This window comes from Streptomyces sp. ISL-94 (assembly GCF_018614075.1).
Lineage (GTDB): Bacteria > Actinomycetota > Actinomycetes > Streptomycetales > Streptomycetaceae > Streptomyces.
The window spans coordinates 20604-41979 of the sequence record NZ_JAGGOZ010000002.1; the positions used below are offsets into that span (position 1 = coordinate 20604).

Sequence of the window (21376 nt, forward strand, 5' to 3'; positions counted from 1 at the left end):
CCACGGCCCGCTCACGACCGGCTCGGGGGCCCCGGGCGTACGCGGCCGGATCGTGCCGACCGCCTGACGCGCCGGCGGGACCGTCGGGCTCAAGGAGCCGGGGCCGGCTCGCCCCGCGGCCCGCGCCCGGTGGGGGCGGCGGCAGCGGCCGGCGACACGTAGGCGGGGGTGCGCCGGCCCGCGGCGAGGACCCCCTGCGGAGGCAGTCCGTGTACCGGACAAGGAAAGTGCTGCGGCGTAGCATCGAAAATACGACAGCCCACCATCAGGAGGAGGTGGCGTCCATGCCTGAAGCCCTTGGAATCGGGCACCTCGCGCTGACCGTCACCGACGTGAAACGCAGCGCGGAGTTCTACAACCAGCTGTTCGACACCCAGACGGTCGTCGACATGGAGGACGAGTTCGGCCCGTTCGTGGCCATCGCCTCACCCGCCTTCGTCCTCGGTTTCCGCAGGCACGAGTCGACGAACGGGTCGGACGCCTTCGACCCGGCGCGGGTCGGGCTGGACCACTGCGCCTTCCACGTCGCCGACCGGACCGCACTGGAGGCCTGGGAGTCGCGGCTGGACGAGCGGGAAGTCGCGCATTCCGGCGTCTTCGAGGATCCGTCCGGGGCCCTCCACCTCAACTTCAAGGACCCGGACAACATCGCCGTGGAGTTCTACTGTCCGGCCGGGCAAGGCTGAGCCGCAGGAGGGACCTGGCACGCGCCCGTAGGCTTGCAGCCGATCGCCGAGTACCAGCCGTTCACACCCGCCATCGGACCGCTGCGGGGGCCCGCTCCGCCGATATCGTCGGCTGCAAGTCCCGTCTCTCTGGCGCTGGCATGTTGCGCGCAGAAACCGTATCGAATTGCGGTTCATCTCGATTATTTGTTGCAACCGGAAAATACGGTCAGAGCGGTGAGATGCCATACGAAGTTCAGGTCGCTCTGCGCCCGGCGTGAATCACCTTGCATGACACGGGGCCAAGGCGGATCCGGCTGCCCTGGCCGTGACAATCTGTTCGCCAGCACAAGGTTCTTGGAGCGGAGGTACGCGCCCTGTGGGTGTCACTGTCAACCCCACCGTCAGCAGGCGCCGACTGGGGTCGGAGCTGCGTCGGCTCCGGGAGAGCAGCGGTATGACGACGCAGCAGGTGGCGGCGCGCCTGCTGATCTCCCAGCCCAAGATCAGTCTGCTGGAGAACGGCCGCCGCCTCATCAAGCCGCGCGATGTGCGAGATCTCTGCGAGCTGTACGGAGTCCGGGATCAGCGGCGCGTTGACCACCTGATGCAGATGGCCAGGGAATCGGGTCAGCAGGGCTGGTGGAACGCCTACGACGACATCCCGTACGGCGCCTACATCGGCCTGGAGGCCGAGGCGGCCGCGATCCGGTTCTACGAGCCCCTGGTGGTCCCCGGCCTGCTGCAGACCCCCGCCTATGCGCGGGCGGTCATCGCAGGAACGATCCCTCATGCCACTGCCGAACAGGCGGCCACCCGACTCCAGGTGCGGATGCGGCGCCAGGACCGGCTGCGCGCCCCGGGCCACCCGCTGCGCCTATGGGCCGTGATGGACGAATCGGCGCTGTCGCGCGTCGTGGGCAGCCGCGAGGTCATGCGCGAGCAGCTGGACCATCTGACCCACCTCAGCGCCCAGCCGCACATCACCATGCAGGTTCTCCCTCACGAGGTGGGTGCGCACCCAGGCGTCTCGGGGCAGTTCTCGCTGCTCGAGTTCGCCGACGCCACCGATGTGAGCGTGGTGTATCTGGAGAGGTTCACCAGCGACCTCTATCTGGAGAAACGATCCGACGTGCGACGCTACAGCGCCATGTATGCGCACTTGCAGGCCCAGGCGCTGAGCCCGGAGGCTACCCGGCATTTCATCGAGGAAGCCGTCAGGGCGTACGCCGGCCCAGAATCGCGGCCAGATGCCCGCGTGCTGTCCCTGCCGAGCCCGTGAGAGCCACTGAGCCCCCGGACGATGTGTCCAGGGGCTCCGCTGCCGAACGGCGGACCGGACGGCCTATGTGGTTGACGGCGTCTCAGCCCTTACCTGTGATGGGCTAGTCCTGGCGGGTTGCCGCACCTCGCCGGGTCCGCCTCATGGCGAAGAAGGCCGAGCCTCCGACGAATGCCAGCACGGCTGCAGTGGCGGCCATGATGCCGGCCTCGCTGCTCGGGTCGGTCGCGGCGAGGTCCGGCGACGTCTCCTTTGACTGCAGGCCGCTGGCGGCGCTCACGGGAGTGAAGTTGACGGTCTTGGCGGTGTGCCCGGGACCGATGTGGCCCAGAGCGTCGTCGAGGCCGCCTGGCAGGAAGTCGGCCCACGGGGGCTTGCCCTGGTCGGGACCGTCCTGACCGTGCTCGGGCTTGCCGTGGTCGTGACCGTCGTGACCGTGACCGTCGGGACCGTGGCCGGGCTTGCCGTGGTCGTCGTCGCGACCGTGCTCGCCCTCGTCGCCACCGTCGCCACCGTCGCCCTCGTCGTCGTGACCGTGGTCGTGATCGTGATCGTGATCGCCCGAGTCACCCTTTTCACCCTTGTCGCCGCGAGGCCCCTTGGGTCCGGCGGGTCCGGCGGGTCCGGCGGGTCCTACGGGTCCCACGGGTCCGGCAGGTCCGGCGGGTCCGGGGGAGCCAACGGGGCCGGGAGCGCCTGTCGGGCCGGGTGCTCCGGGGCTGCCGTCAGGGCCGGGAGCGCCGGTCGGGCCGGGGGCGCCGGGGGCACCGGGGGCGCCGGGGGCACCGGGGGCGCCGGGGCTGCCGCTCGGGCCGGGGGCTCCGGGGCTGCCGTCAGGGCCGGGGGCGCCAGGGGCGCCGGGGGCGCCGGGGCTGCCGCTCGGACCGGGGGCGCCGGTCGGGCCAGGGGCACCCGTCGGGCCGGGGGCGCCGGGGCTGCCGTCAGGGCCGGGAGCGCCGGTCGGGCCGGGGGCACCCGTCGGGCCGGGGGCTCCGGTCGGGCCAGGGGCTCCGGTGGGGCCGGGCGCTCCGGTGGGGCCGGGGGCTCCCGTCGGGCCAGGCGAGCCGGTCGGGCCAGGCGAGCCGGTCGGTCCGGGAGGCCCAGGCGGGCCAACGGCGCAGGCCGCCCTCGTGATGGTGTTGGTGTCCAGCGTGACCGCGCCATTGCGCGCCAGAGCGCGGCCTTCGATCACGGCGCCGGTGTTCAGCGTGATGGACGTCAGGGCCAGGATGGTGCCCTTGAACTGGGAGTTCGTGCCCAGGGTGGCGGAGCTGCCCACCTGCCAGAACACGTTGCAGGCGTTTGCCCCGTTGATGAGGGCCACGACACTCGCCGGAGCCGTGATCAGGGTCTCGGGGATCTGGAAGATGAAGACGGCGTCGGGGTTGTTCTGGCCGTCGAGAGTGACCGTTCCGGTGATGTTCAGTGTCGACGAGGCCGTGTAGACGCCGGGCGCCAGCGTTTGTCCGCCGATATCGGCCGGAATGGCGGTGCCGGGTCCCCGGCTTGCGGCGTCGTTGTAGGCGACGACGAGGTCGGACTTCGCCTGAGCGGCGGCGGCGTCGGTGATGTGCTGCGTTCCGTTGACGATGCCGGGCGGAAAGCCGGTTACCGACGTGCCCGGGTGGAGCCCCAGATCGCCGTTGATGACGGTGGGGCCCGTGTTGGTGACCGTTGAACCGGCCAGGACCGCGTAGTTGGTGGCGGTCCCCAGTCCCACGGGGGCTTCCAGGGCGTGAGCGAGGTTCGGGACCAGGGTTGCCGCCGCCAGGAGCGCTGCGGGGAGCAGGACGAGGACTCCCCGTTTGAACAGACTGCGTCGAGGCTTTTTGTCGGGTGGACCCGACCGGATGACATCCAATGCCACAGCAGAACCTTTCTTGTTGCTTCGGGTCTCAGCCCTCCCGGAGGAGGTTCCCGAGCGCCCGCGACGATGGCTATGCAGGGCCGCAAGCCCCTAACCTGCGCAGGCGCGCAGGCTTCCCAGAGCGGGGACTTCGAGAGCGGCTCCCTGCCCAGGTAGTGATACGCCGTCACGTGGGGGCAGTCACGCATATTTCACAGGAATGAGCCATAAATCGGAAAAACTGGTCTATGTGAGTGAGGTAACGCCAAGGAAGTCGCATTTGCCGCACGTCCGTGCGAATCCGTTGTGTCGTCAAAGTGGCGGGCGCGTCGGCGTCCCCTACCGCCGCATCGCTGAACGACCGTCCGTCCGGAGGCCGTTGCGGTTCTTCTGCCTGGACCGCCTCGGAGGCAGGGCCGTCTCACCCCTCCCGTTGCAAGCCTCAGGTCAGCGTCGGGCGGGACATGACAGAGCCCGGCCGGGTGACTGCGGACCGGCCGGGCTCTGTGCGTGGGGGCGAGTGGTTCTCTGGTCAGAGGGTCTCGTCGTGCAGGTCCTCTTCGCGCAGCAGGTCGTCTTCGCGGCGGCGCGAGGTCTCCTTCTGGCCCTGCTTCTGGCCCTGCTTCTGTTCCTGTTCGCGGGACGGCTTGCCCGGCTGAGCGTGCGCGGGGTCTCCGGGGCGCTGGTGACCCTGTGCCTCGCGGCCCTTGCCCGGCTCCTGACGCTTGTCCTGCTTACCGCTCATGACGGCGACTCCTCTGCGTGGGGTACGGATTCCTCTCGGATCACGCTGACACGCACAGTGACGGTCCGCATCATGGCGGCTACGAGGCGAGGCACACGGGTGACGCCCGTCCCCGGTTGTGGCTGCGCCGGAAGCCGGGCCAGCCCGCACACAGGGCTGCCCAGATTGACGAAAGGCCAGGTCAGGGCCACACGAGGCAATAGGGTTGGTGCCCGGCTTCATGCAGCCGGTGGGAGAAGTCCTGCCATTCGTGGAGCAGCTGGTAGACGTTGAAGGCGTCGCTCGGCCCGCCGCGGTCCGGGACCGTGGACCAGATGAACGCGGCCGCGCCCACCGCCTCCTCGCCGATGCCGCGCAGCGGGTCGACCACCGTCATCGGGAGCTTGACCACCGCGTAGTCGGGGTGGAGGACGACCAGCTCCAGCGGCGGGACCTTGTGGAGCGGTATGCCCTCGATGCCGGTGAGGACCATCGCCGCCATGGTCTCCGGCTTGATCTTGGTGAAGAGGCCGCCCATGCCGAGCTCGTCGCCGCCGAGCTCCTCGGGCCGCATCGTGACCGGGACGCGGGCCGCCGTCGCGCCGTCCGGGGCGCCGAAGTACTTGTACGTCACGCCCATGCCCCGGCCCTTGGGGAGCTCGTCGGCCGGCAGCATGGGTCCCGGGACGGCGTCGGCCGCCTCCGTGGACCGGCGGCGGTGCTTGCCGCGGCGTCGGGCCTCGCGGGCTTCGCGGGCGCGCTGGGGGTCGAGGCCGTCCGTACCCTCGCCCGGTCCACCACCGCGTTGCATATCTCCACCCGACTGGTCTTTCTTGCCCCGGCCCCGCGGCCCCCGCCACGCAGCCTGATCATCATGGCAGTGACCTCCCCCGCGGCGGCGCGGTGAAACGCCCGTCCGCAAGACTGTCGCGGCCTCTGAGACCATGGCTGGTGTGAGCTACCCGTACCCGTATGAAGCCCCAGTTTCGCAGACGCTCTTCGAGCGCGCCTCCCTCGTGACCCCCGGCGGCGTGAACTCTCCGGTGCGCGCCTTCCGCGCCGTGGGCGGTACGCCCCGGTTCATGGTGTCCGGCACCGGTCCGTACCTCACGGACGCCGACGGTCGTGAGTACGTCGACCTCGTGTGCTCGTGGGGTCCGATGATCCTCGGACACTCCCACCCCGAGGTGATCGAGGCCGTCCAGGCCGCCGTCGCCCGCGGCACCTCCTTCGGCACGCCCGGCGAGGGCGAGGTCGCGCTCGCCGAGGAGATCGTCGCGCGCATCGAACCCGTCGAGCAGGTGAGGCTCGTCTCCTCCGGTACGGAGGCCACGATGTCGGCGATCCGGCTGGCGCGCGGGTTCACCGGCCGGGCCAAGGTCGTGAAGTTCGCCGGCTGCTACCACGGCCACGTGGACGCGCTGCTGGCCGCCGCCGGTTCCGGGCTCGCGACCTTCGCGCTGCCCGACACCCCCGGTGTGACCGGCGCGCAGGCCGGCGACACGATCGTCCTCCCCTACAACGACCTCGACGCGGTGCGGGCGGCCTTCGCCGCGCACCCCGGCGAGATCGCCTGCGTGATCACCGAGGCCGCGCCCGGCAACATGGGCGTCGTCACCCCGGCCGAGGGGTTCAACCAGGGGCTGGCCGACCTCTGCCGCGAGAACGGCGCGCTGTACATCTCCGACGAGGTCATGACCGGTTTCCGCACTTCGCGCGCCGGCTGGTACGGAGTCGACGGGGTCAAGCCCGACCTGATGACCTTCGGCAAGGTCATGGGCGGCGGCTTCCCGGCCGCGGCCTTCGGCGGCCGCGCCGATGTGATGGGCCACCTCGCCCCCGCCGGCCCGGTCTACCAGGCCGGCACGCTCTCCGGTAACCCGGTCGCCACCGCCGCCGGCCTCGCGCAGCTGCGCCTGCTGGACGCGGCCGCGTACGAGAAGGTCGACGCGGTGTCGAAGGAGATCCAGGGGCTGGTGACGGCGGCGCTGAGCAAGGAGGGCGTGGCGCACCGGCTGCAGACCGCGTCCAACATGTTCTCCGTCTTCTTCACCGAGGACGAGGTCCGCAACTACGACGACGCCAAGAAGCAGGAGGCCTTCCGCTTCAACGGCTTCTTCCACTCGATGCTGGCGCAGGGCGTCTACCTGCCGCCGTCCGCCTTCGAGTCCTGGTTCGTGTCCACCGCCCACGACGAGCAGGCGATCGAGCGGATCGCGGCCGCCCTGCCGGCCGCCGCCCGGGCCGCCGCGGAGGCCGCCGCATGAGCAGCGACACACCGACCCGCCCCGACTTCACCGTCGTGCACCTGGTGCGCCACGGCGAGGTGCACAACCCGGACGGGGTCCTGTACGGGCGCCGCTCGGGCTACCACCTCTCCGAGCTGGGCCGTCAGATGGCCGACCGGGTCGCCGAGCACCTGAAGAGCCGGGACATCGCCTACGTGGTGTCCTCCCCGCTGGAGCGGGCGCAGGAGACGGCGGAGCCGATCGCCAAGACGCACGGCCTGGACCTGGCGACGGACGCGCGGCTGCTGGAGGCGGAGAACGTCTTCGAGGGCAAGACCTTCGGCGTCGGCGACGGCGCGCTGCGCAAGCCCGGCAACTGGAAGCACCTGACGAACCCGTTCAAGCCCTCGTGGGGCGAGCCGTACGTCGAGCAGGTGGTCCGGATGATGAGCGCGCTGGAGGCGGCGCGCGACGCGGCCCGCGGGCGCGAGGCGGTGGCGGTCAGCCACCAGCTGCCGATCTGGATCGTGCGCAGCTTCGCGGAGAAGCGCCGGCTGTGGCACGACCCGCGCCGCCGCCAGTGCACGCTCGCCTCGCTGACGTCCTTCACGTACCAGGGCGACAAGCTGGTGTCGGTGGGCTACAGCGAGCCGGCCCGCGACCTGGTCCCGGCGCACCTGCTGGCCGGGGCGAAGCCGGTGAAGGGCAAGTCCAAGGCCTTCGGCGCCTGATCCGGGCCCGCTCGGCTCCGGGGCTCGGTCGGCTCCGGAGCCCGCCCGGCTCCGGGGCTTGATCGTCACTCTGTTACGAACCGTTACAGCTTTACCTAAATAAATACAAGTTGCGCCGGGAATCACCGTTCCAGTGCCGCAAGTTCTGACAACTTGTCCGTTTATATGGGCAATGGCATGAGCTGCGCGAGTGACGACGGGGACGGTGACATGCGCGACTTCGGAGGCGTCAGTCGGAGGGGCCTGCTGGGATGGGGACTTGGGGCCGCCGCCGCGGTGGGTATCGCGGGCTGCGGCTCACCGGCCGCGTCCGATCCCGGCACCCCCGGACCGGTCAAGAACCCCAAGGGCCCGAAGCCGGGCGAGAAGCCGGCGGCCAAGGCCCTCGGTGACGGCTCCACCGCCGACACCGGCCCGCAGCCCCACCAGCCCGACAAGCCCGTCCCCCTCCAGCCGGGCGAGACCCCGCCGCAGTTCGTCGTCTTCAGCTGGGACGGCGCGGGGGAGATCGGGAACGGCCTCTTCCCGCGCTTCCTCAAGCTCGCCAAGGACCACGGCGCGGGCATGACCTTCTTCCTCTCCGGCCTCTACCTGCTACCGGAGTCGAAGAAGAGCCTCTACCAGCCGCCGAACAACCCCGTCGGGGCCTCGGACATCGGCTACCTCAAGGACGAGAACATCCGCAACACCCTGAAGTGCGTCCGCGAGGCGTGGCTCGACGGGCACGAGATAGGCACCCACTTCAACGGCCACTTCTGCGGGGGCTCCGGCTCCGTCGCCAAGTGGACCCCGGACGACTGGCAGAGCGAGATCGACCAGGCCGTGTCCTTCGTCACCAACTGGCGCACGAACACCGGCTTCACCGACCTCGAACCCCTGCCCTTCGACTACCGCAAGGAACTGGTCGGCGCCCGCACCCCCTGCCTCCTCGGCCAGGACAACCTGCTGGCGACCGCACAGAAGCTGGGCTGGCGCTACGACTCCAGCTCACCCGGCGGCCTCCAGGTCTGGCCGGTGAAGAAGTCGGGGATCTGGGACCTGCCGCTCCAGTCCCTGCCCTTCCCCGGGCACTCCTTCGAGGTGCTGTCCATGGACTACAACATCCTCGCCAACCAGTCCAAGAACACCACCAGGGGCGTCCCGGCCAACTATCCGGGCTGGCGCACCCAGGCCACCGCCACCTACCTCGGCGGCTTCCGGCGGGCCTACGAGACCAACCGCGCCCCGCTCTTCATCGGCAACCACTTCGAGGAGTGGAACGGCGGCATCTACATGGACGCCGTCGAGGAAGCCTTCAAGGGCATGGCGGACAAAAGGGATGTAAGGCTCGTATCCTTCCGGCAGTTCACCGATTGGCTGGACGTCCAGGACCCCAAGGTGCTCGCCAAGCTCCGCGGGCTCGGCCCGGGTGAGCCGCCCGCCGGCGGCTGGGCGGCGTACATGACGAGCGCCTGACAGGGCCCGACCGGGCCTGGCAGCGCCGGACCTCGCCTGACCAGGGCATTGGCACCCCGCCGGGGGGTGCGGCACATTCGCACATTGCCCATGCGAAACTTTTCACATGAGTCCTAGCCGCGCCCTCCGTCGCCGCTCGACCGGCGGCCGCGCCCTCCTGCTGACCGCGGCGACCGTCGCGGGCGTCATGACCCTGACGTCCTGCGACGGATCGGACGGCGGCGGCAAGCCCACCAGCAGCTCCGGCGGCAACTACGTCACCGGATCGGGCGGCATCTCCAGGGTCGCCAGGGGCGAGCGCACCGAGGCCCCCAAGCTCGACGGAGCGACCGTCGACGGCAAGACCCTCGACACCACGACCCTCAAGGGCAAGGTCGTCGTCCTCAACGTCTGGGGCTCCTGGTGCCCGCCGTGCCGCGGAGAGGCCAAGTACTTCGCGAAGGTGTCGAAGGAGCTCGCCGACTCCGGCGCGGACGTCGCCTTCGTCGGGATCAACACCCGGGACAACAGCACGCAGAACGCCGTCAACTTCGAGCAGGACTACGGGATCACCTACCCGAGCCTCTACGACCCCGACGGGAAGCTGATGCTCCGCTTCCCCAAGGGCACGCTCAACCCGCAGGCCATCCCCTCCACGGTCGTCCTCGACAAGGAGGGCAAGATCGCCGCCCGCACCCTCGTCGCGATCAACGACAAGCAGCTGCGGTCGATGATCGACCCGCTCCTCGCGGAGAAGTGACCCCGTGGTCACCGCGGTCCCCGACGTCCTGCTCGCCGCCGAGGCGACCGGCGTGAACACCACCGTCCTGAGCGGCGCCCTGCTGCTGGCGCTGCCCATCTCGGTGCTCGCCGGGCTGGTCTCCTTCTTCTCGCCCTGCGTGCTCCCGCTCGTCCCCGGCTACCTCTCCTACGTGACCGGCGTCAGCGGCGCCGACCTCGCCGAGGCGCGGCGCGGCCGCATGCTGGCCGGGGCGAGCCTGTTCATCGCGGGCTTCACCGCCGTCTTCGTCTCCACCGGCGCCCTCTTCGGATACTTCGGCGCGAGCCTCCAGGAGAACAAGGCGCTGATCTCCCAGATCCTCGGCGGGCTGGTGATCGTCCTCGGCCTCTTCTTCATGGGCGCGATCCCGGGACTGACGATGCGGGAGTTCCGCTTCCACAGGAAGCCGACGGCGGGCCTCCTCGGCGCGCCCCTGCTCGGCGTGCTCTTCGGCGTCGGCTGGACCCCCTGCATGGGCCCGACCCTCGCCGCCGTCAACACCCTCTCCATCGACCAGGCCAGCGCCGGGCGGGGCGCGCTGCTGACCGTCGCCTACTGCCTGGGCCTCGGTGTGCCCTTCATCCTCGCCGCGATCGCCTTCCGCAAGGCGCTCGGCGCATTCGGCTGGGTGAAGAAGCACTATGCGTGGGTGATGCGCATCGGTGGCGGCATGCTGATCCTCACCGGTCTGCTGCTCGTCACAGGAATGTGGGACAGCATCGTCAGCGACATGCAGAGCTGGACCCAAGGCTTCACGGTGGGGATCTGAGGACGTAACGCACATGAGCAAGACAGACAACGCACCCACCGGCACCGACAACGCACCCACCGGGGCCGACGCCGAAGCCGAGCCCGTGCTCGGCGCCGCCGGCGCCCAGCTGTCCACCGCCCCCGTCGAGGACAGCGGTCCCGTCGGCATCGGCGTGCTCGGCTGGGCCCGCTGGTTCTGGCGGCAGCTCACCTCCATGCGGGTGGCGCTGATCCTCCTCTTCCTGCTGTCCCTGGCCGCCATCCCCGGCTCCCTCATCCCGCAGACCTCGGTCGACGCGATGAAGGTCGCCGCCTGGAAGAAGGACAACCCGTCCTGGGTGGGCATCGCCGAGAAGCTCCAGCTCTTCGACGTCTACTCGTCGTTCTGGTTCTCCGCGGTCTACCTGCTGCTCTTCATCTCGCTGATCGGCTGCATCCTGCCGCGCTCCTGGCAGTTCGCCGGCCAGCTGCGCGGCCGCCCGCCGGCCGCCCCCAAGCGGCTCGACCGGCTGCCCGCGCACACCACCTGGCGCACGGACAGGACCCCGGACGAGGTCCTCGCGCACGCGAAGACCCTGCTCGGCGGGCGGCGCTTCCGCACCGAGAGCGGCGAGAACCACGTCGCCGCGGAAAAGGGCTACCTCCGCGAGGCCGGGAACCTGATCTTCCATGTCGCGCTGATCGTGATGCTGGTGGCCTTCGCCTGGGGCCAGTACTTCAAGTCCGAGGGCGGCAAGCTCGTCCTGCGCGGCAAGGGCTTCTCGAACACGCTCACCCAGTACGACGACTTCAAGTACGGCGCGCTCTTCGACCCCCAGGACCTGCCGCCCTTCTCCTTCACCCTGGACAGGTTCGACGCCACGTACGAGGAGACCGGCCCGCAGAAGGGCACCCCCCGCGACTTCACGGCGTACGTCACCTTCAGCGACGGCGCGCACGGCAAGCCGCAGAAGCGCGAGATCCAGGTCAACAAGCCCCTGAAGGTCGACGGCTCCAAGGTCTACCTGCTCGGGCACGGCTACGCACCGGTCATCTCGGTGACCGACCCCGCCGGCACGGTGGTCTACAAGGACGCCGTGCCGATGCTGCCGCAGGACGCGAACCTCACCTCGCGCGGCGCCATCAAGGTCACCGACGGCTACCGGAACAAGAACGGCGAGAAGGAGCAGCTCGGCTTCTCCGCGCAGTTCGTGCCGACCTTCGCGGGCAAGGGCCAGGGCACGATGCTCTCCCAGTTCCCGGCGGCGAACTTCCCGGTGATCGCCCTCAACGCCTTCCACGGCAGCCTGGGCGTGGACTCGGGCCTGCCGCAGAACGTGTACCAGCTGGACACGTCCAAGATGCAGCAGTTCAAGAAGGAGAATGGCGACCCCTTCGCGCAGATGCTGCTGCCGGGCGAGACGATGACCCTGCCCGACGGCGCGGGCACCGTGAAGTTCGAGGGCATCGAGCGGTGGGCCACCTTCTCCGTCACCCACCAGCCCGGCAGCGGCCTCGCCCTGGCGGGCGCGATCGCCGCCATCGCGGGCCTGGCCGGATCGCTGTTCATCCAGCGCCGCCGGATCTGGGTCCGCGCGGTGCCCGGCAAGGACGGCGTCACCGTCGTCGAGATGGCGGGGCTGGGCCGCAGCGAGTCCGCCAAGCTGCCGGAGGAGCTCGCGGAGCTCGCCGCCACGCTGCACCGGCAGGCGCCGACCGCGCCCCCCGCCGTATCCGCAGAACCTGTCGAAGAAACCCCTGAAGGAGAGCGCGGATGACGCCGCTCGCAGCCGCAGCCAACGAGAACCTGGCGCAGATCAGCAACTACCTGGTCTATTCGTCGATGGCGGTCTACATGCTCGCCTTCTTCGCGCACATCGCCGAGTGGACCTTCGGCAGCCGCAGCAAGGTGGCCCGTACGGCCGCCGCGCTGACCGGCGGTGCCGGAGCCGGCGCCGGTGACGCGGCCGCGGCCGCCGCGCCCGCCGTGCAGGTGCGCCGAAAGGGGGTGCGAAGCTCCAGTGGAGCCGGTGAAACCGGGGGCTCCACGGCCGTCCTCGACCAGCCGAAGGTCGTCACCCGCTCCGCCGCCGGCACCCGCGACGTGCCCGACGGCCCGGGCGCCGCGGGCGGCACCGTGCAGGGCGACCTGTACGGCCGGATCGCCATCTCGCTGACCGCCCTCGCCTTCCTCCTGGAGGCGGGCGGAGTCGTCGCCCGCGCCATGTCGGTGCAGCGGGCCCCCTGGGGCAACATGTACGAGTTCTCGATCACCTTCTCCACGGTGGCCGTCGGCGCGTACCTGGTCCTGCTCGCCCTGAAGAAGAACGTCCGCTGGCTCGGCCTGATCCTGGTCACCACCGTCCTGCTGGACCTCGGCATCGCCGTGACCTGGCTCTACACCGACAGCGACCAGCTGGTCCCGGCCCTGCACTCGTACTGGCTGTGGATCCACGTCTCCACCGCGATCTTCTGCGGCGCCGTCTTCTACATCGGCGCGGCCGGCGCGGTCCTCTACCTCTTCCGCGACGGATACGAGGCGAAGCTCGCGCGCGGCGGCACGCCGGGCCGGTTCGCCTCCTCCGTGCTGGAGCGGCTGCCCTCGGCGGGCTCCCTGGACAAGTTCTCGTACCGCATCAACGCGGCCGTCTTCCCGCTGTGGACCTTCACGATCATCGCGGGCGCGATCTGGGCGGGCGACGCCTGGGGCCGCTACTGGGGCTGGGACCCCAAGGAGGTCTGGTCCTTCGTGACGTGGGTCGCGTACGCCTGCTACCTGCACGCCCGCGCCACCGCCGGCTGGAAGGGCCGCAAGGCCGCTTACCTGGCGCTCTTCGCCTTCGCCTGCTGGATCTGGAACTACTACGGCGTGAACATCCTGCTCAGCGGCAAGCACTCGTACGCGGGCGTCTGACCGGCGGGAGTGGGACGCTGGTGTCATGCCTCCTGTGATCCATGGCACCAGCGAGAGCCGCGGCGAGGACCGCTGGCGGCTGCGGTTCGAGCTGCACCTGCCGTACGCGTACGAGGAGCTGTGGCCCGTCCTGACCACGCCGGACGGGCTGCGGGGCTGGCTGGCCGAGGCCGAGGTCCTGGAGCGCCGGCTGGGCGGGGCGGTCACGCTGCGCCGGCCGAACACCGGGACGGTGGCGACCGGCCGGATCACGGCCTGGGACGTCGAGCGGGTCGTGGAGTACACGGTGTCCGGGGACGAGAAGATCCGCTTCCACCTGGAGCCGGTGGGGACGGACTCGACGGTCATCCGGTTCGTGCACGAGCGGTCCGGCACCGAGACCGAGCGCCTGGACTGCCTGGCGGGCTGGCACGAGCACTTCGAACTGCTGGAATCCGCCCTCGACGGGCGCCCGGCGAGACCCGCGGACTGGGCCGCCTGGACGGACGCCCACTGGAGCGAGCTGCGCGCGGACTACGCGTCCCTCTCCAGCACGTAAGAGCTGCGCGCCTCCTTTGCTCCTGGCCGTCGAGGAGGGTGGTGGTGGCCGAGCGGTCACAGCACTAGGGCTGCGGGTCGCCCTTGTCGGTGCCCGGTCCCTGGTCCCGGTCCTTCTTCTGCTCGTCGCGCAGGGACTTCAGGAACTCCGGGTTGTCGTCGGGCGCGACCCACTGGGTGCGGCCGCGGGGTCCGCGTCCGCCTCCGGAGGCCACCCGCTTCTTGCCCGCGAACAGCCACACCACCGGCCCGACGATGGAGAAGAGCAGGATGATGAGCACCCACACCACCTTGGGCAGGTGCTTGACCTCTTCCTCGGGCGTGTTCAGGCAGTCGATGAAGGCGTAGATGGTCAGCGCGATGATCAGCAGGAACGGCAGATAGCGCAGCACGGTGTGGGACCGACTCCCGGGCAGTGGCGGCGGGGCCGCACGGGCCCCGGTGACCCTTCCAGGGTAGTAGGTGACGGATACTGGCCCCTATGGCTTACGACGATCTCCGCTCGCTGCTCCGGGCTCTGGAGCGGGAGGGCGACCTCAAGCGCATCAAGGCCGAAGTCGACCCGTACCTGGAGGTCGGGGAGATCGTCGACAGAGTGAACAAGGCGGGGGGCCCGGCGCTCCTCTTCGAGAACGTCAAGGGCTCGGCGATGCCGCTGGCCATGAACGTCTTCGGCACCGACCGCCGCCTGCTCAAGGCCCTGGGCCTGAAGTCGTACGGCGAGATCAGCGAGAAGATCGGCGGCCTGCTCAAGCCGGAGCTGCCGCAGGGCTTCATCGGGGTCCGCGAGGCCTTCGGGAAGCTCGGCTCGATGGTGCACGTGCCGCCGAAGAAGGTGAAGGGCGAGGCCGCGCCCGTGCAGGAGGTCGTCCTCACCGGCGACGACGTGGACCTCGACCAGCTGCCGGCCCTGTTCACCTGGCCCAAGGACGGCGGCTCCTTCTTCAACCTCGGCCTCACCCACACCAAGCACCCCGAGACGGGCGTGCGCAACCTCGGCCTGTACCGCCTCCAGCGCCACGACAAGCGCACCATCGGCATGCACTGGCAGATCCACAAGGACAGCCGCAACCACTACGCCGTCGCCGCCAAGCGCGGCGAGCGGCTGCCGGTCGCGATCGCCTTCGGCTGCCCGCCCGCGGTGACGTACGCGTCCACCGCGCCGCTGCCGGGGGACATCGACGAGTACCTCTTCGCCGGCTTCGTCGCGGGCAAGCGGATCGAGATGGTCGACTGCAAGACGGTCCCGCTGCAGGTCCCGGCCCATGCGGAGGTCGTGATCGAGGGCTGGCTGGAGCCGGGCGAGACGCTCCCGGAGGGGCCCTTCGGCGACCACACCGGCTTCTACACGCCGCAGGAGCCGTTCCCCGCGCTGAAGATCGACTGCGTGACGATGCGCAAGCGCCCGCTCCTCCAGTCGATCGTCGTCGGCCGGCCGCCGACGGAGGACGGTCCGCTGGGGCGTGCAACGGAGCGTTTCTTCCTCCCGCTCCTCAAGATCATCGTGCCGGACATCGTGGACTACCACCTCCCCGAGTCGGGCGGCTTCCACAACTGCGCGATCGTCTCGATCGACAAGAAGTACCCGAAGCACGCCCAGAAGGTCATGCACGCCATCTGGGGCGCCCACATGATGTCGCTGACGAAGCTGATCATCGTGGTGGACGCGGACTGCGACGTCCACGACCTGCACGAGGTGTCGTGGCGGGCGCTCGGCAACACGGACTACTCCCGTGACCTGACGGTCGTGGAGGGCCCGGTCGACCACCTCGACCACGCCTCCTACCAGCAGTTCTGGGGCGGCAAGGCGGGCATCGACGCCACGAAGAAACTCCCCGAGGAGGGCTACACCCGCGACGGCGGCTGGCCCGACATGGTCGAGTCCGACCCTTCGACGGCGGCCCTGGTGGACCGCCGCTGGAAGGAGTACGGACTTTGAATCCTCGCCCTCCTGGGGGAGGGAGATTCCTGGCTCACGCCGCCTGGCGGACCGGCGGCCCGTCAGGTTTTCCACGATCAGCGCCAGCCGGGTTGAGACCAGCCCGGACAACAGCAATGCGAAAGAGGAAGCGCGTGCTTGGTTCTCGCTGCGCACTGTCCGTAGTGCACCATACCCAATTCTGTGACGAACGTCAGTCCGCCCTGGCAGCGACTCCGAGGCCCAGGTGAGCCCCACGATCACGGGCCCGGGCCTGTTCATCGGCGACCTCGGGGCCTACGTGACCCTGGAGCGCCCGAAGATCGACTCCACCGAACCGGAGGTCCGGCGGGCCGCCGAGCGGGCGGGCGTCTCGCCCGAGGAGTTCGCGGGCCCCGGCGACATCTGGGCGCTGATGTGGGAGGACAAGCACGGCGAGGGCGGCGGCTTCGAGCTGCCCGGCCTGCGCGACGCCGAGGCCGAGGACTTCGCCGAGCGGCTGGGGCTCGCGCTGAACACCGGCGAGGCGTTCACGATCGAGGCCGGCGCCGTACTCCACCTCGACGCCCGCCCGGCCGGGGCCGACGGCTATGACTTCACGGTTCACGTCACCCCGCCCGAAGGCGAGGAGACCGAGCCCGCGACCCTTGCGTTGGACACGGCCCGCACGGCCTCGCTCCTGACCCACCTCGAAGAGTTCCGCAGGAGCCTCGCATGATGACCACCGCCGACGGTGTGATCGGACCCGGCCCCGCGCCGGAGGCCACCGGCAAGGTCAAGGCGTTCCTGCGGCTCGTGATGATCGAGCACTCGGTCTTCGCGCTGCCCTTCGCCTACATCGCCGGGCTCACCGCCATGTTCCAGCTCGACCGGAACGTGCACTGGGGCAAGCTGCTGCTCGTCACCGTCTGCATGGTGGGCCTGCGCACCTTCGCGATGGCGGCCAACCGGATCATCGACCGCGAGATCGACGCCCGGAACCCGCGTACCGCCGGCCGCGAGCTGGTCACCGGCGCGGTGTCGGTCCGGTCCGCCTGGACCGGGGCCGGGATCGCGCTCGCCGTCTTCCTCGGCTCGGCGGCGCTGCTGAACCCGCTGTGCCTGGCGCTGGCGCCCGTCGCGGTGATCCCGATGGTGGTGTACCCGTACGGCAAGCGGTTCACGAACTTCCCGCACGCCATCCTGGGCCTGGCGCAGGCCATCGGACCGGTCGGTGCCTGGCTGGCCGTCACCGGCGAGTGGTCCTGGGACGCGGTGATCCTGGGCCTGGCCGTGGGCGTGTGGATCGGCGGCTTCGACCTGATCTTCGGCAGCCAGGACGTGGCCGCCGACCGCGCGGAGGGCGTCAAGTCGGTCCCGGCCCGCTTCGGTGTCGCGGCGGCCCTCTGGGGCGCGCGCGGCGCACACGTGGTCACCACCGGCCTGCTGGCCTGGTACGGCCTCGCCACGGACGCGGGCGTGCTGTTCTGGGCGGGCCTGGTGATCGTCGTCGGCGCCTTCCTCTACGAGCACACCATCGTGACCCCGCACGACCTGTCCCGCCTGAACCGGGCCTTCTTCACGGTCAACGGGTTCATCGGCATTGCCCTCTTCGTGTGCGCCGTGCTGGATCTCGCGGTCCGGGGTCTGACCCTGTAGTTACTGTGCGGCCTACCATCGAGTGCATGGACAGGGAGGCCGACGTGACTGTCTCGGAAAGCGATCGCCTGCACTCACAGCTCAGCCGGTTCGAGGACATGTTCCCGGGCTACCGGATGGAGATTGTCGAGGGCGCCATCGTGATGAGTCCGCTCAAGCCGCACCACAACGCCACCATCTGGGCGCTGTGGACTGCGCTCAGGGCCCAGTTGTCGGACGACTGGGGCTTCCTCAGCGACGTTGCGATCCCCTTCGACGGCGACAACGAGTTCTGTCCGGACCTGGCGGTGGTTCCCGCGACCGAGGCGGGCAAGAACCTCAGTGCCTACTCGCCGGACCTCGTCGAGGTTGTCGTCGAGGTGGTTTCCCCGGGCAGCATCCGCAACGACTACGAGATCAAGGACGGGGCCTACGCCCGACGGGGCATCCCGAACTACCTGATCTTCGACCCTTACAAGGCCCAGTGCACGACCCTGTGGAACCCCGGGCCGGACGGCTACCGGGGCCGGGACGTGATCCCGTACGGCCAGACGGTCGTCGTGGAGACCGGCATCGGCAAGATCACCGTGGACACGGCCGATCTGCCGGTGGACCCCGGCACGGCCACCTGACCCGCGCCGCGTCAGGGGTGGCCGGATAGTCTCGGAGGTATGACTGAGCGCAAGCGCACCCCGTGGGTGGTCGGGGTTTCCGGGGCATCCGGGACGCCGTACGCGGCGGCGGTACTCCGCGGGCTGCTCGCGGCGGGGGAGAGCGTCGACCTGGTGGTCAGCCGGGCCTCGCGGCTCACCCTGCTGGACGAGACCGGGATCGCCTTCCGCGACGCGCACTGGCGCGACGACCTGGGCGAGTGGCTGGAGCGCGGCGCGGACGGCAAGCCCGCGGCCTTCGCGCGGCCGGAACTGGACGACGTCCGCTACTGGGGCGCCGGGGACCTGGCGGCCGGCCCGAGCTCGGGCTCGTATCCGGTGAAGGGGATGCTCATCGTCCCCGCGTCCACGGCCTGCGTGGCGGGGGTGGCGCTCGGGCTGTCGAAGGACCTGCTCCAGCGGGTGGCGAGCGTGACGCTCAAGGAGCGGCGCCGGCTGGTGGTCGCGGTGCGGGAGACCCCGCTGAACGGGCAGACGCTGAAGCATCTGGTGGCGCTGGACGAGGCGGGCGCGATCGTGCTGCCCGCCTCTCCGGCGTTCTACGCGGGCGCGACGCACATCCAGGATCTGGTGGACTTCGTCGCGGGGCGGGTGCTGGACGCGGCAGGGGTGCCGCACCGGCTGTACCGCCGTTGGGAGGGGGAGATCGGTGGTTCCCGCCCCCGGGGGTAGCGCTACTTCGTGGTGCGCGGCTTGCGGGTCTTGTCGACGCGCTGCGCGGCGGCGGGCTGGTGGGCACGGGATCGGTTGGCCAGCTCCTGGAGCTGTCGCATGTGTGCGTAGGCCATCTCGATCGTGTACACGGTGAACCACTCCTGAAGATCGTCATTGATCTGTTGAAAGAATTCACAGGGAATTGACCCCTGTGTGCCTTAGATTCTATACCTAGACTTGCAGGATCGCCGAATAATGGAAGGCTCCACGTAATGGACACGGTGGACAGGCAGCTCATCCAGGCACTTCGCGAGAACGGTCGTGCCTCGTACGCGGAGCTGGGCCGTCTCGTGGGCCTCTCCGGCCCCAGCGTCACCGACCGCATCAACCGGCTGGAGAGCGCCGGAGTCATCACCGGCTACCGCGCGACCGTGGACTCGCCCTCGCTCGGCATGGGGGTCACCGCGCTGATCGGCATCTCCCTCTCCGACGCGGCCGACCACGAGGACGTGGCCCGGCGGTTGCGCGACCTCGCGGAGATCGAGGACTGCTGGTTCATCGCGGGCGACGACTCCTTCATGCTGAAGGTGCGCGCCAGCGATGTGGACGGCCTGGAGAAGATCATCCGCAAGCTCTCCGGCACCAAGGGCGTCTCGCGCACCCGCACCACGATCGTGCTGTCGACGAAGTGGGAGAACCGGGTCGGGGAACTGCCCGAGGAGGGCTGAGAGTACGGTGGGTGGCGGTTGCAGGACAGGTATCTAGAGGAGGCGGCCGGCTGATGACTGCATCTATTAAAGATGTAGGGCTCAAGCGCGAGCTGGAGGAGAAGGTCCGCTCCGGCGAGCGGCTGACCCGGGAGGACGGCATCGCCCTCTACGAGTCGGACGACCTGGCCTGGCTCGGCGGCCTCGCCCACGAGGTGCGGATGCGCAAGAACGGCGACGTCGTCCACTTCAACGTCAACCGCCACCTCAACATGACGAACGTGTGCACCGCGTCGTGCGCGTACTGCTCGTTCCAGCGCAAGCCGGGCGAGAAGGACGCGTACACGATGCGCATCGAGGAGGCCGTGCGCCTGGCCAAGGCCATGGAGAACGAGAACCTCACCGAGCTGCACATCGTCAACGGCCTGCACCCGAACCTGCCGTGGCGCTACTACCCGCGCTCGCTCTCCGAGCTGAAGAAGGCGCTGCCGAACGTCTCGCTGAAGGCGTTCACGGCGACGGAGATCCACCACTTCGAGACGATCTCGGGCATGTCGGCCTCCGACATCCTCGACGAGCTGATCGAGGCCGGCCTGGAGTCCCTCACGGGCGGCGGGGCGGAGATCTTCGACTGGGAGGTCCGGCAGCACATCGTCGACCACCGCACCCACTGGGAAGACTGGTCGCGCATCCACCGCCTCGCCCACTCGAAGGGCCTCAAGACCCCTTCGACGATGCTCTACGGGCACATCGAGGAGCCGCGCCACCGCGTGGACCACGTGCTGCGGCTGCGCGAGCTCCAGGACGAGACCGGCGGCTTCCAGGTCTTCATCCCGCTGCGCTACCAGCACGACTTCGTGGACATGAAGGACGGCAAGGTACGCAACAAGCTCCAGGCGCGGACGACGATGGCGACGGGCGCGGAGGCGCTGAAGACCTTCGCGGTCTCCCGCCTCCTCTTCGACAACGTGCCGCACGTCAAGGTCTTCTGGGTGATGCACGGCGTGCAGACCGCCCAGCTGGCGCTCCAGCACGGCGCGGACGACATGGACGGCTCGGTCGTCGAGTACAAGATCACGCATGACGCGGACAACTACGGCACCCCGAACAAGCTGGGCCGTGAGGACCTCCTGGAGCTGATCCGCGAGGCCGGCTTCCGCCCGGTCGAGCGCAACACGCGCTACGAGATCATCCGTGAGTACCCCGGCCCGGACGCGGGGCTGCGCGAGACGCCGCAGGCGATGCGCGTCTGACCTCGCGGCCTGCCGAACGGAACGCCGAACGGAACGCCGAACGGAACGCGCGAACGGAACGCCGAACGGAACAACGAAGCCCCGATCCAGCCGGATCGGGGCTTCGCCGGTACTGGACCCCCACCGGTGTAATAGATAACATCCCCATGTGGCTATTACTTTCACCCTGGATCCGGTCGTCGACTCCGCCCTGAGCGCCGGAATCCTCAGCCTGTGGACGGACGTGTCCAACGCGGGCGGCGCGGTGGGCTTTGTGCCCCCCGTCACCTCGGACGACGTCCGCCCGGCGCTGAGCACCCAGCTCGCCGCGGTCGCCGCCGGCGGCACCCGGCTGCTGGTCGGGTACGACGAGGAGGGCCAGGTGGCCGCCACCGCGTTCCTCACCCGCAACACGCACCGGCTCCAGCTCCACTGGGTGTGGGCGTACACGGTGATGGTCCACCCGCGCCACCAGGGCAAGGGATACGGCCGCGACCTGATGGCGGCGACGGAAGCGGCGGCCCGCTCCATGGAGGGCATCGACGCGATCCGCCTCGGCTGCCGCGGCGGCCACGGCCTGGAGCACTTCTACGCGGCCTGCGGCTACAAGGAGGTCGGCCGCGTCCCCGACGCCATCCGCGTGGCCCCGGGCGACGACCGCGACGACATCACGATGCTGCTGCCGCTGCACTGACCCGGGGCGGCG

The 21376-nt window shown here is 69.9% G+C and carries 23 protein-coding genes; 18 read left to right on the forward strand and 5 right to left on the reverse strand.

Features of this window, described 5'->3' with window-relative positions:
- Nucleotides 1-284 precede the first annotated feature (284 nt).
- The gene (locus tag J7E94_RS00155; RefSeq protein ID WP_215011085.1) at nucleotides 285-686 is read left to right on the forward strand and encodes a VOC family protein; all 402 of its coding nucleotides are present in this window, start codon (nucleotides 285-287) and stop codon (nucleotides 684-686) included.
- Between the two features lie 358 nt (nucleotides 687-1044).
- Nucleotides 1045-1947: a helix-turn-helix transcriptional regulator gene (locus tag J7E94_RS00160; RefSeq protein ID WP_215011087.1), complete on the forward strand. Its 903-nt coding sequence runs from the start codon at nucleotides 1045-1047 to the stop codon at nucleotides 1945-1947.
- Between the two features lie 103 nt (nucleotides 1948-2050).
- On the opposite strand, the gene J7E94_RS00165 is transcribed toward J7E94_RS00160, so the two are convergent.
- The 3 genes from J7E94_RS00165 to J7E94_RS00175 form a co-directional block, all read right to left on the reverse strand.
- Nucleotides 2051-3667, reverse strand: coding sequence for an ice-binding family protein (locus J7E94_RS00165; RefSeq protein ID WP_308344304.1), 1617 nt, complete (start codon nucleotides 3665-3667; stop codon nucleotides 2051-2053).
- A 658-nt stretch (nucleotides 3668-4325) separates the two neighbouring features.
- On the reverse strand, nucleotides 4326-4538 hold the full coding sequence (locus J7E94_RS00170) for a hypothetical protein (protein ID WP_215011091.1): 213 nt from the start codon (nucleotides 4536-4538) through the stop codon (nucleotides 4326-4328).
- A 181-nt stretch (nucleotides 4539-4719) separates the two neighbouring features.
- Complete coding sequence (locus J7E94_RS00175; RefSeq protein WP_215011260.1) at nucleotides 4720-5157, reverse strand: hypothetical protein; 438 nt, start codon at nucleotides 5155-5157, stop codon at nucleotides 4720-4722.
- Between the two features lie 304 nt (nucleotides 5158-5461).
- Here J7E94_RS00175 and hemL point away from each other — a divergent pair, with 304 nt between their 5' ends.
- The 8 genes from hemL to J7E94_RS00215 all read left to right on the forward strand — a co-directional run bounded on the left by hemL (nucleotide 5462) and on the right by J7E94_RS00215 (nucleotide 13872).
- Nucleotides 5462-6784: a glutamate-1-semialdehyde 2,1-aminomutase gene (gene hemL / locus J7E94_RS00180; RefSeq protein WP_215011098.1), complete on the forward strand. Its 1323-nt coding sequence runs from the start codon at nucleotides 5462-5464 to the stop codon at nucleotides 6782-6784.
- Nucleotides 6781-7476, forward strand: coding sequence for a histidine phosphatase family protein (locus J7E94_RS00185; RefSeq protein WP_215011100.1), 696 nt, complete (start codon nucleotides 6781-6783; stop codon nucleotides 7474-7476). Before hemL ends, J7E94_RS00185 begins: the two co-directional genes overlap by 4 nt.
- A gap of 210 nt (nucleotides 7477-7686) precedes the next feature.
- A complete protein-coding gene (locus J7E94_RS00190; RefSeq protein WP_215011262.1) occupies nucleotides 7687-8931 on the forward strand; it encodes a hypothetical protein in 1245 nt (414 codons plus the stop codon).
- A 106-nt stretch (nucleotides 8932-9037) separates the two neighbouring features.
- Nucleotides 9038-9670: a TlpA disulfide reductase family protein gene (locus J7E94_RS00195; protein ID WP_215011102.1), complete on the forward strand. Its 633-nt coding sequence runs from the start codon at nucleotides 9038-9040 to the stop codon at nucleotides 9668-9670.
- Between the two features lie 4 nt (nucleotides 9671-9674).
- The gene (locus J7E94_RS00200) at nucleotides 9675-10460 is read left to right on the forward strand and encodes a cytochrome c biogenesis CcdA family protein (protein WP_215011104.1); all 786 of its coding nucleotides are present in this window, start codon (nucleotides 9675-9677) and stop codon (nucleotides 10458-10460) included.
- A gap of 13 nt (nucleotides 10461-10473) precedes the next feature.
- The gene (locus tag J7E94_RS00205; RefSeq protein WP_215011106.1) at nucleotides 10474-12198 is read left to right on the forward strand and encodes a cytochrome c biogenesis protein ResB; all 1725 of its coding nucleotides are present in this window, start codon (nucleotides 10474-10476) and stop codon (nucleotides 12196-12198) included.
- Nucleotides 12195-13334 (forward strand): c-type cytochrome biogenesis protein CcsB, encoded by a 1140-nt coding sequence (ccsB, locus tag J7E94_RS00210; protein ID WP_215011108.1) that lies wholly within the window; start codon nucleotides 12195-12197, stop codon nucleotides 13332-13334. The genes J7E94_RS00205 and ccsB overlap by 4 nt, the downstream gene beginning before the upstream one ends.
- A 25-nt stretch (nucleotides 13335-13359) precedes the next feature.
- Nucleotides 13360-13872 carry an SRPBCC domain-containing protein gene (locus J7E94_RS00215; protein ID WP_215011110.1) on the forward strand — a complete coding sequence of 171 codons (513 nt, stop codon included), beginning with the start codon at nucleotides 13360-13362 and terminating at the stop codon, nucleotides 13870-13872.
- A 64-nt stretch (nucleotides 13873-13936) separates the two neighbouring features.
- Here the strand turns inward: J7E94_RS00215 and J7E94_RS00220 are convergent, their stop codons facing one another.
- Nucleotides 13937-14263, reverse strand: a complete 327-nt coding sequence (locus J7E94_RS00220) for a PLD nuclease N-terminal domain-containing protein (RefSeq protein WP_215011112.1) — start codon at nucleotides 14261-14263, stop codon at nucleotides 13937-13939.
- A gap of 89 nt (nucleotides 14264-14352) precedes the next feature.
- Here J7E94_RS00220 and J7E94_RS00225 point away from each other — a divergent pair, with 89 nt between their 5' ends.
- The 5 genes from J7E94_RS00225 to J7E94_RS00245 all read left to right on the forward strand — a co-directional run bounded on the left by J7E94_RS00225 (nucleotide 14353) and on the right by J7E94_RS00245 (nucleotide 18749).
- Complete coding sequence (locus J7E94_RS00225) at nucleotides 14353-15810, forward strand: menaquinone biosynthesis decarboxylase (protein WP_215011114.1); 1458 nt, start codon at nucleotides 14353-14355, stop codon at nucleotides 15808-15810.
- A gap of 226 nt (nucleotides 15811-16036) precedes the next feature.
- On the forward strand, nucleotides 16037-16507 hold the full coding sequence (locus J7E94_RS00230) for a hypothetical protein (protein WP_215011116.1): 471 nt from the start codon (nucleotides 16037-16039) through the stop codon (nucleotides 16505-16507).
- On the forward strand, nucleotides 16504-17427 hold the full coding sequence (gene mqnP, locus J7E94_RS00235; RefSeq protein WP_215011118.1) for a menaquinone biosynthesis prenyltransferase MqnP: 924 nt from the start codon (nucleotides 16504-16506) through the stop codon (nucleotides 17425-17427). The genes J7E94_RS00230 and mqnP overlap by 4 nt, the downstream gene beginning before the upstream one ends.
- 44 nt (nucleotides 17428-17471) lie before the next feature.
- A complete protein-coding gene (locus tag J7E94_RS00240; RefSeq protein ID WP_308344305.1) occupies nucleotides 17472-18038 on the forward strand; it encodes a Uma2 family endonuclease in 567 nt (188 codons plus the stop codon).
- A 39-nt stretch (nucleotides 18039-18077) separates the two neighbouring features.
- Nucleotides 18078-18749 (forward strand): UbiX family flavin prenyltransferase, encoded by a 672-nt coding sequence (locus J7E94_RS00245; RefSeq protein ID WP_215011123.1) that lies wholly within the window; start codon nucleotides 18078-18080, stop codon nucleotides 18747-18749.
- A gap of 2 nt (nucleotides 18750-18751) precedes the next feature.
- Here J7E94_RS00245 and J7E94_RS35250 read toward each other — a convergent pair whose 3' ends face one another.
- On the reverse strand, nucleotides 18752-18880 hold the full coding sequence (locus J7E94_RS35250; RefSeq protein WP_285440687.1) for a hypothetical protein: 129 nt from the start codon (nucleotides 18878-18880) through the stop codon (nucleotides 18752-18754).
- Nucleotides 18881-19003: 123 nt separating this feature from the next.
- Here J7E94_RS35250 and J7E94_RS00250 point away from each other — a divergent pair, with 123 nt between their 5' ends.
- The 3 genes from J7E94_RS00250 (at nucleotide 19004) to J7E94_RS00260 (ending at nucleotide 21364) form a co-directional block, all read left to right on the forward strand.
- Nucleotides 19004-19459 carry an Lrp/AsnC family transcriptional regulator gene (locus J7E94_RS00250; protein WP_215011125.1) on the forward strand — a complete coding sequence of 152 codons (456 nt, stop codon included), beginning with the start codon at nucleotides 19004-19006 and terminating at the stop codon, nucleotides 19457-19459.
- Nucleotides 19460-19512: 53 nt separating this feature from the next.
- Nucleotides 19513-20691, forward strand: coding sequence for an aminofutalosine synthase MqnE (mqnE, locus tag J7E94_RS00255; RefSeq protein ID WP_215011127.1), 1179 nt, complete (start codon nucleotides 19513-19515; stop codon nucleotides 20689-20691).
- A 148-nt stretch (nucleotides 20692-20839) separates the two neighbouring features.
- Complete coding sequence (locus J7E94_RS00260; protein ID WP_215011129.1) at nucleotides 20840-21364, forward strand: GNAT family N-acetyltransferase; 525 nt, start codon at nucleotides 20840-20842, stop codon at nucleotides 21362-21364.
- Nucleotides 21365-21376: the final 12 nt, after the last annotated feature.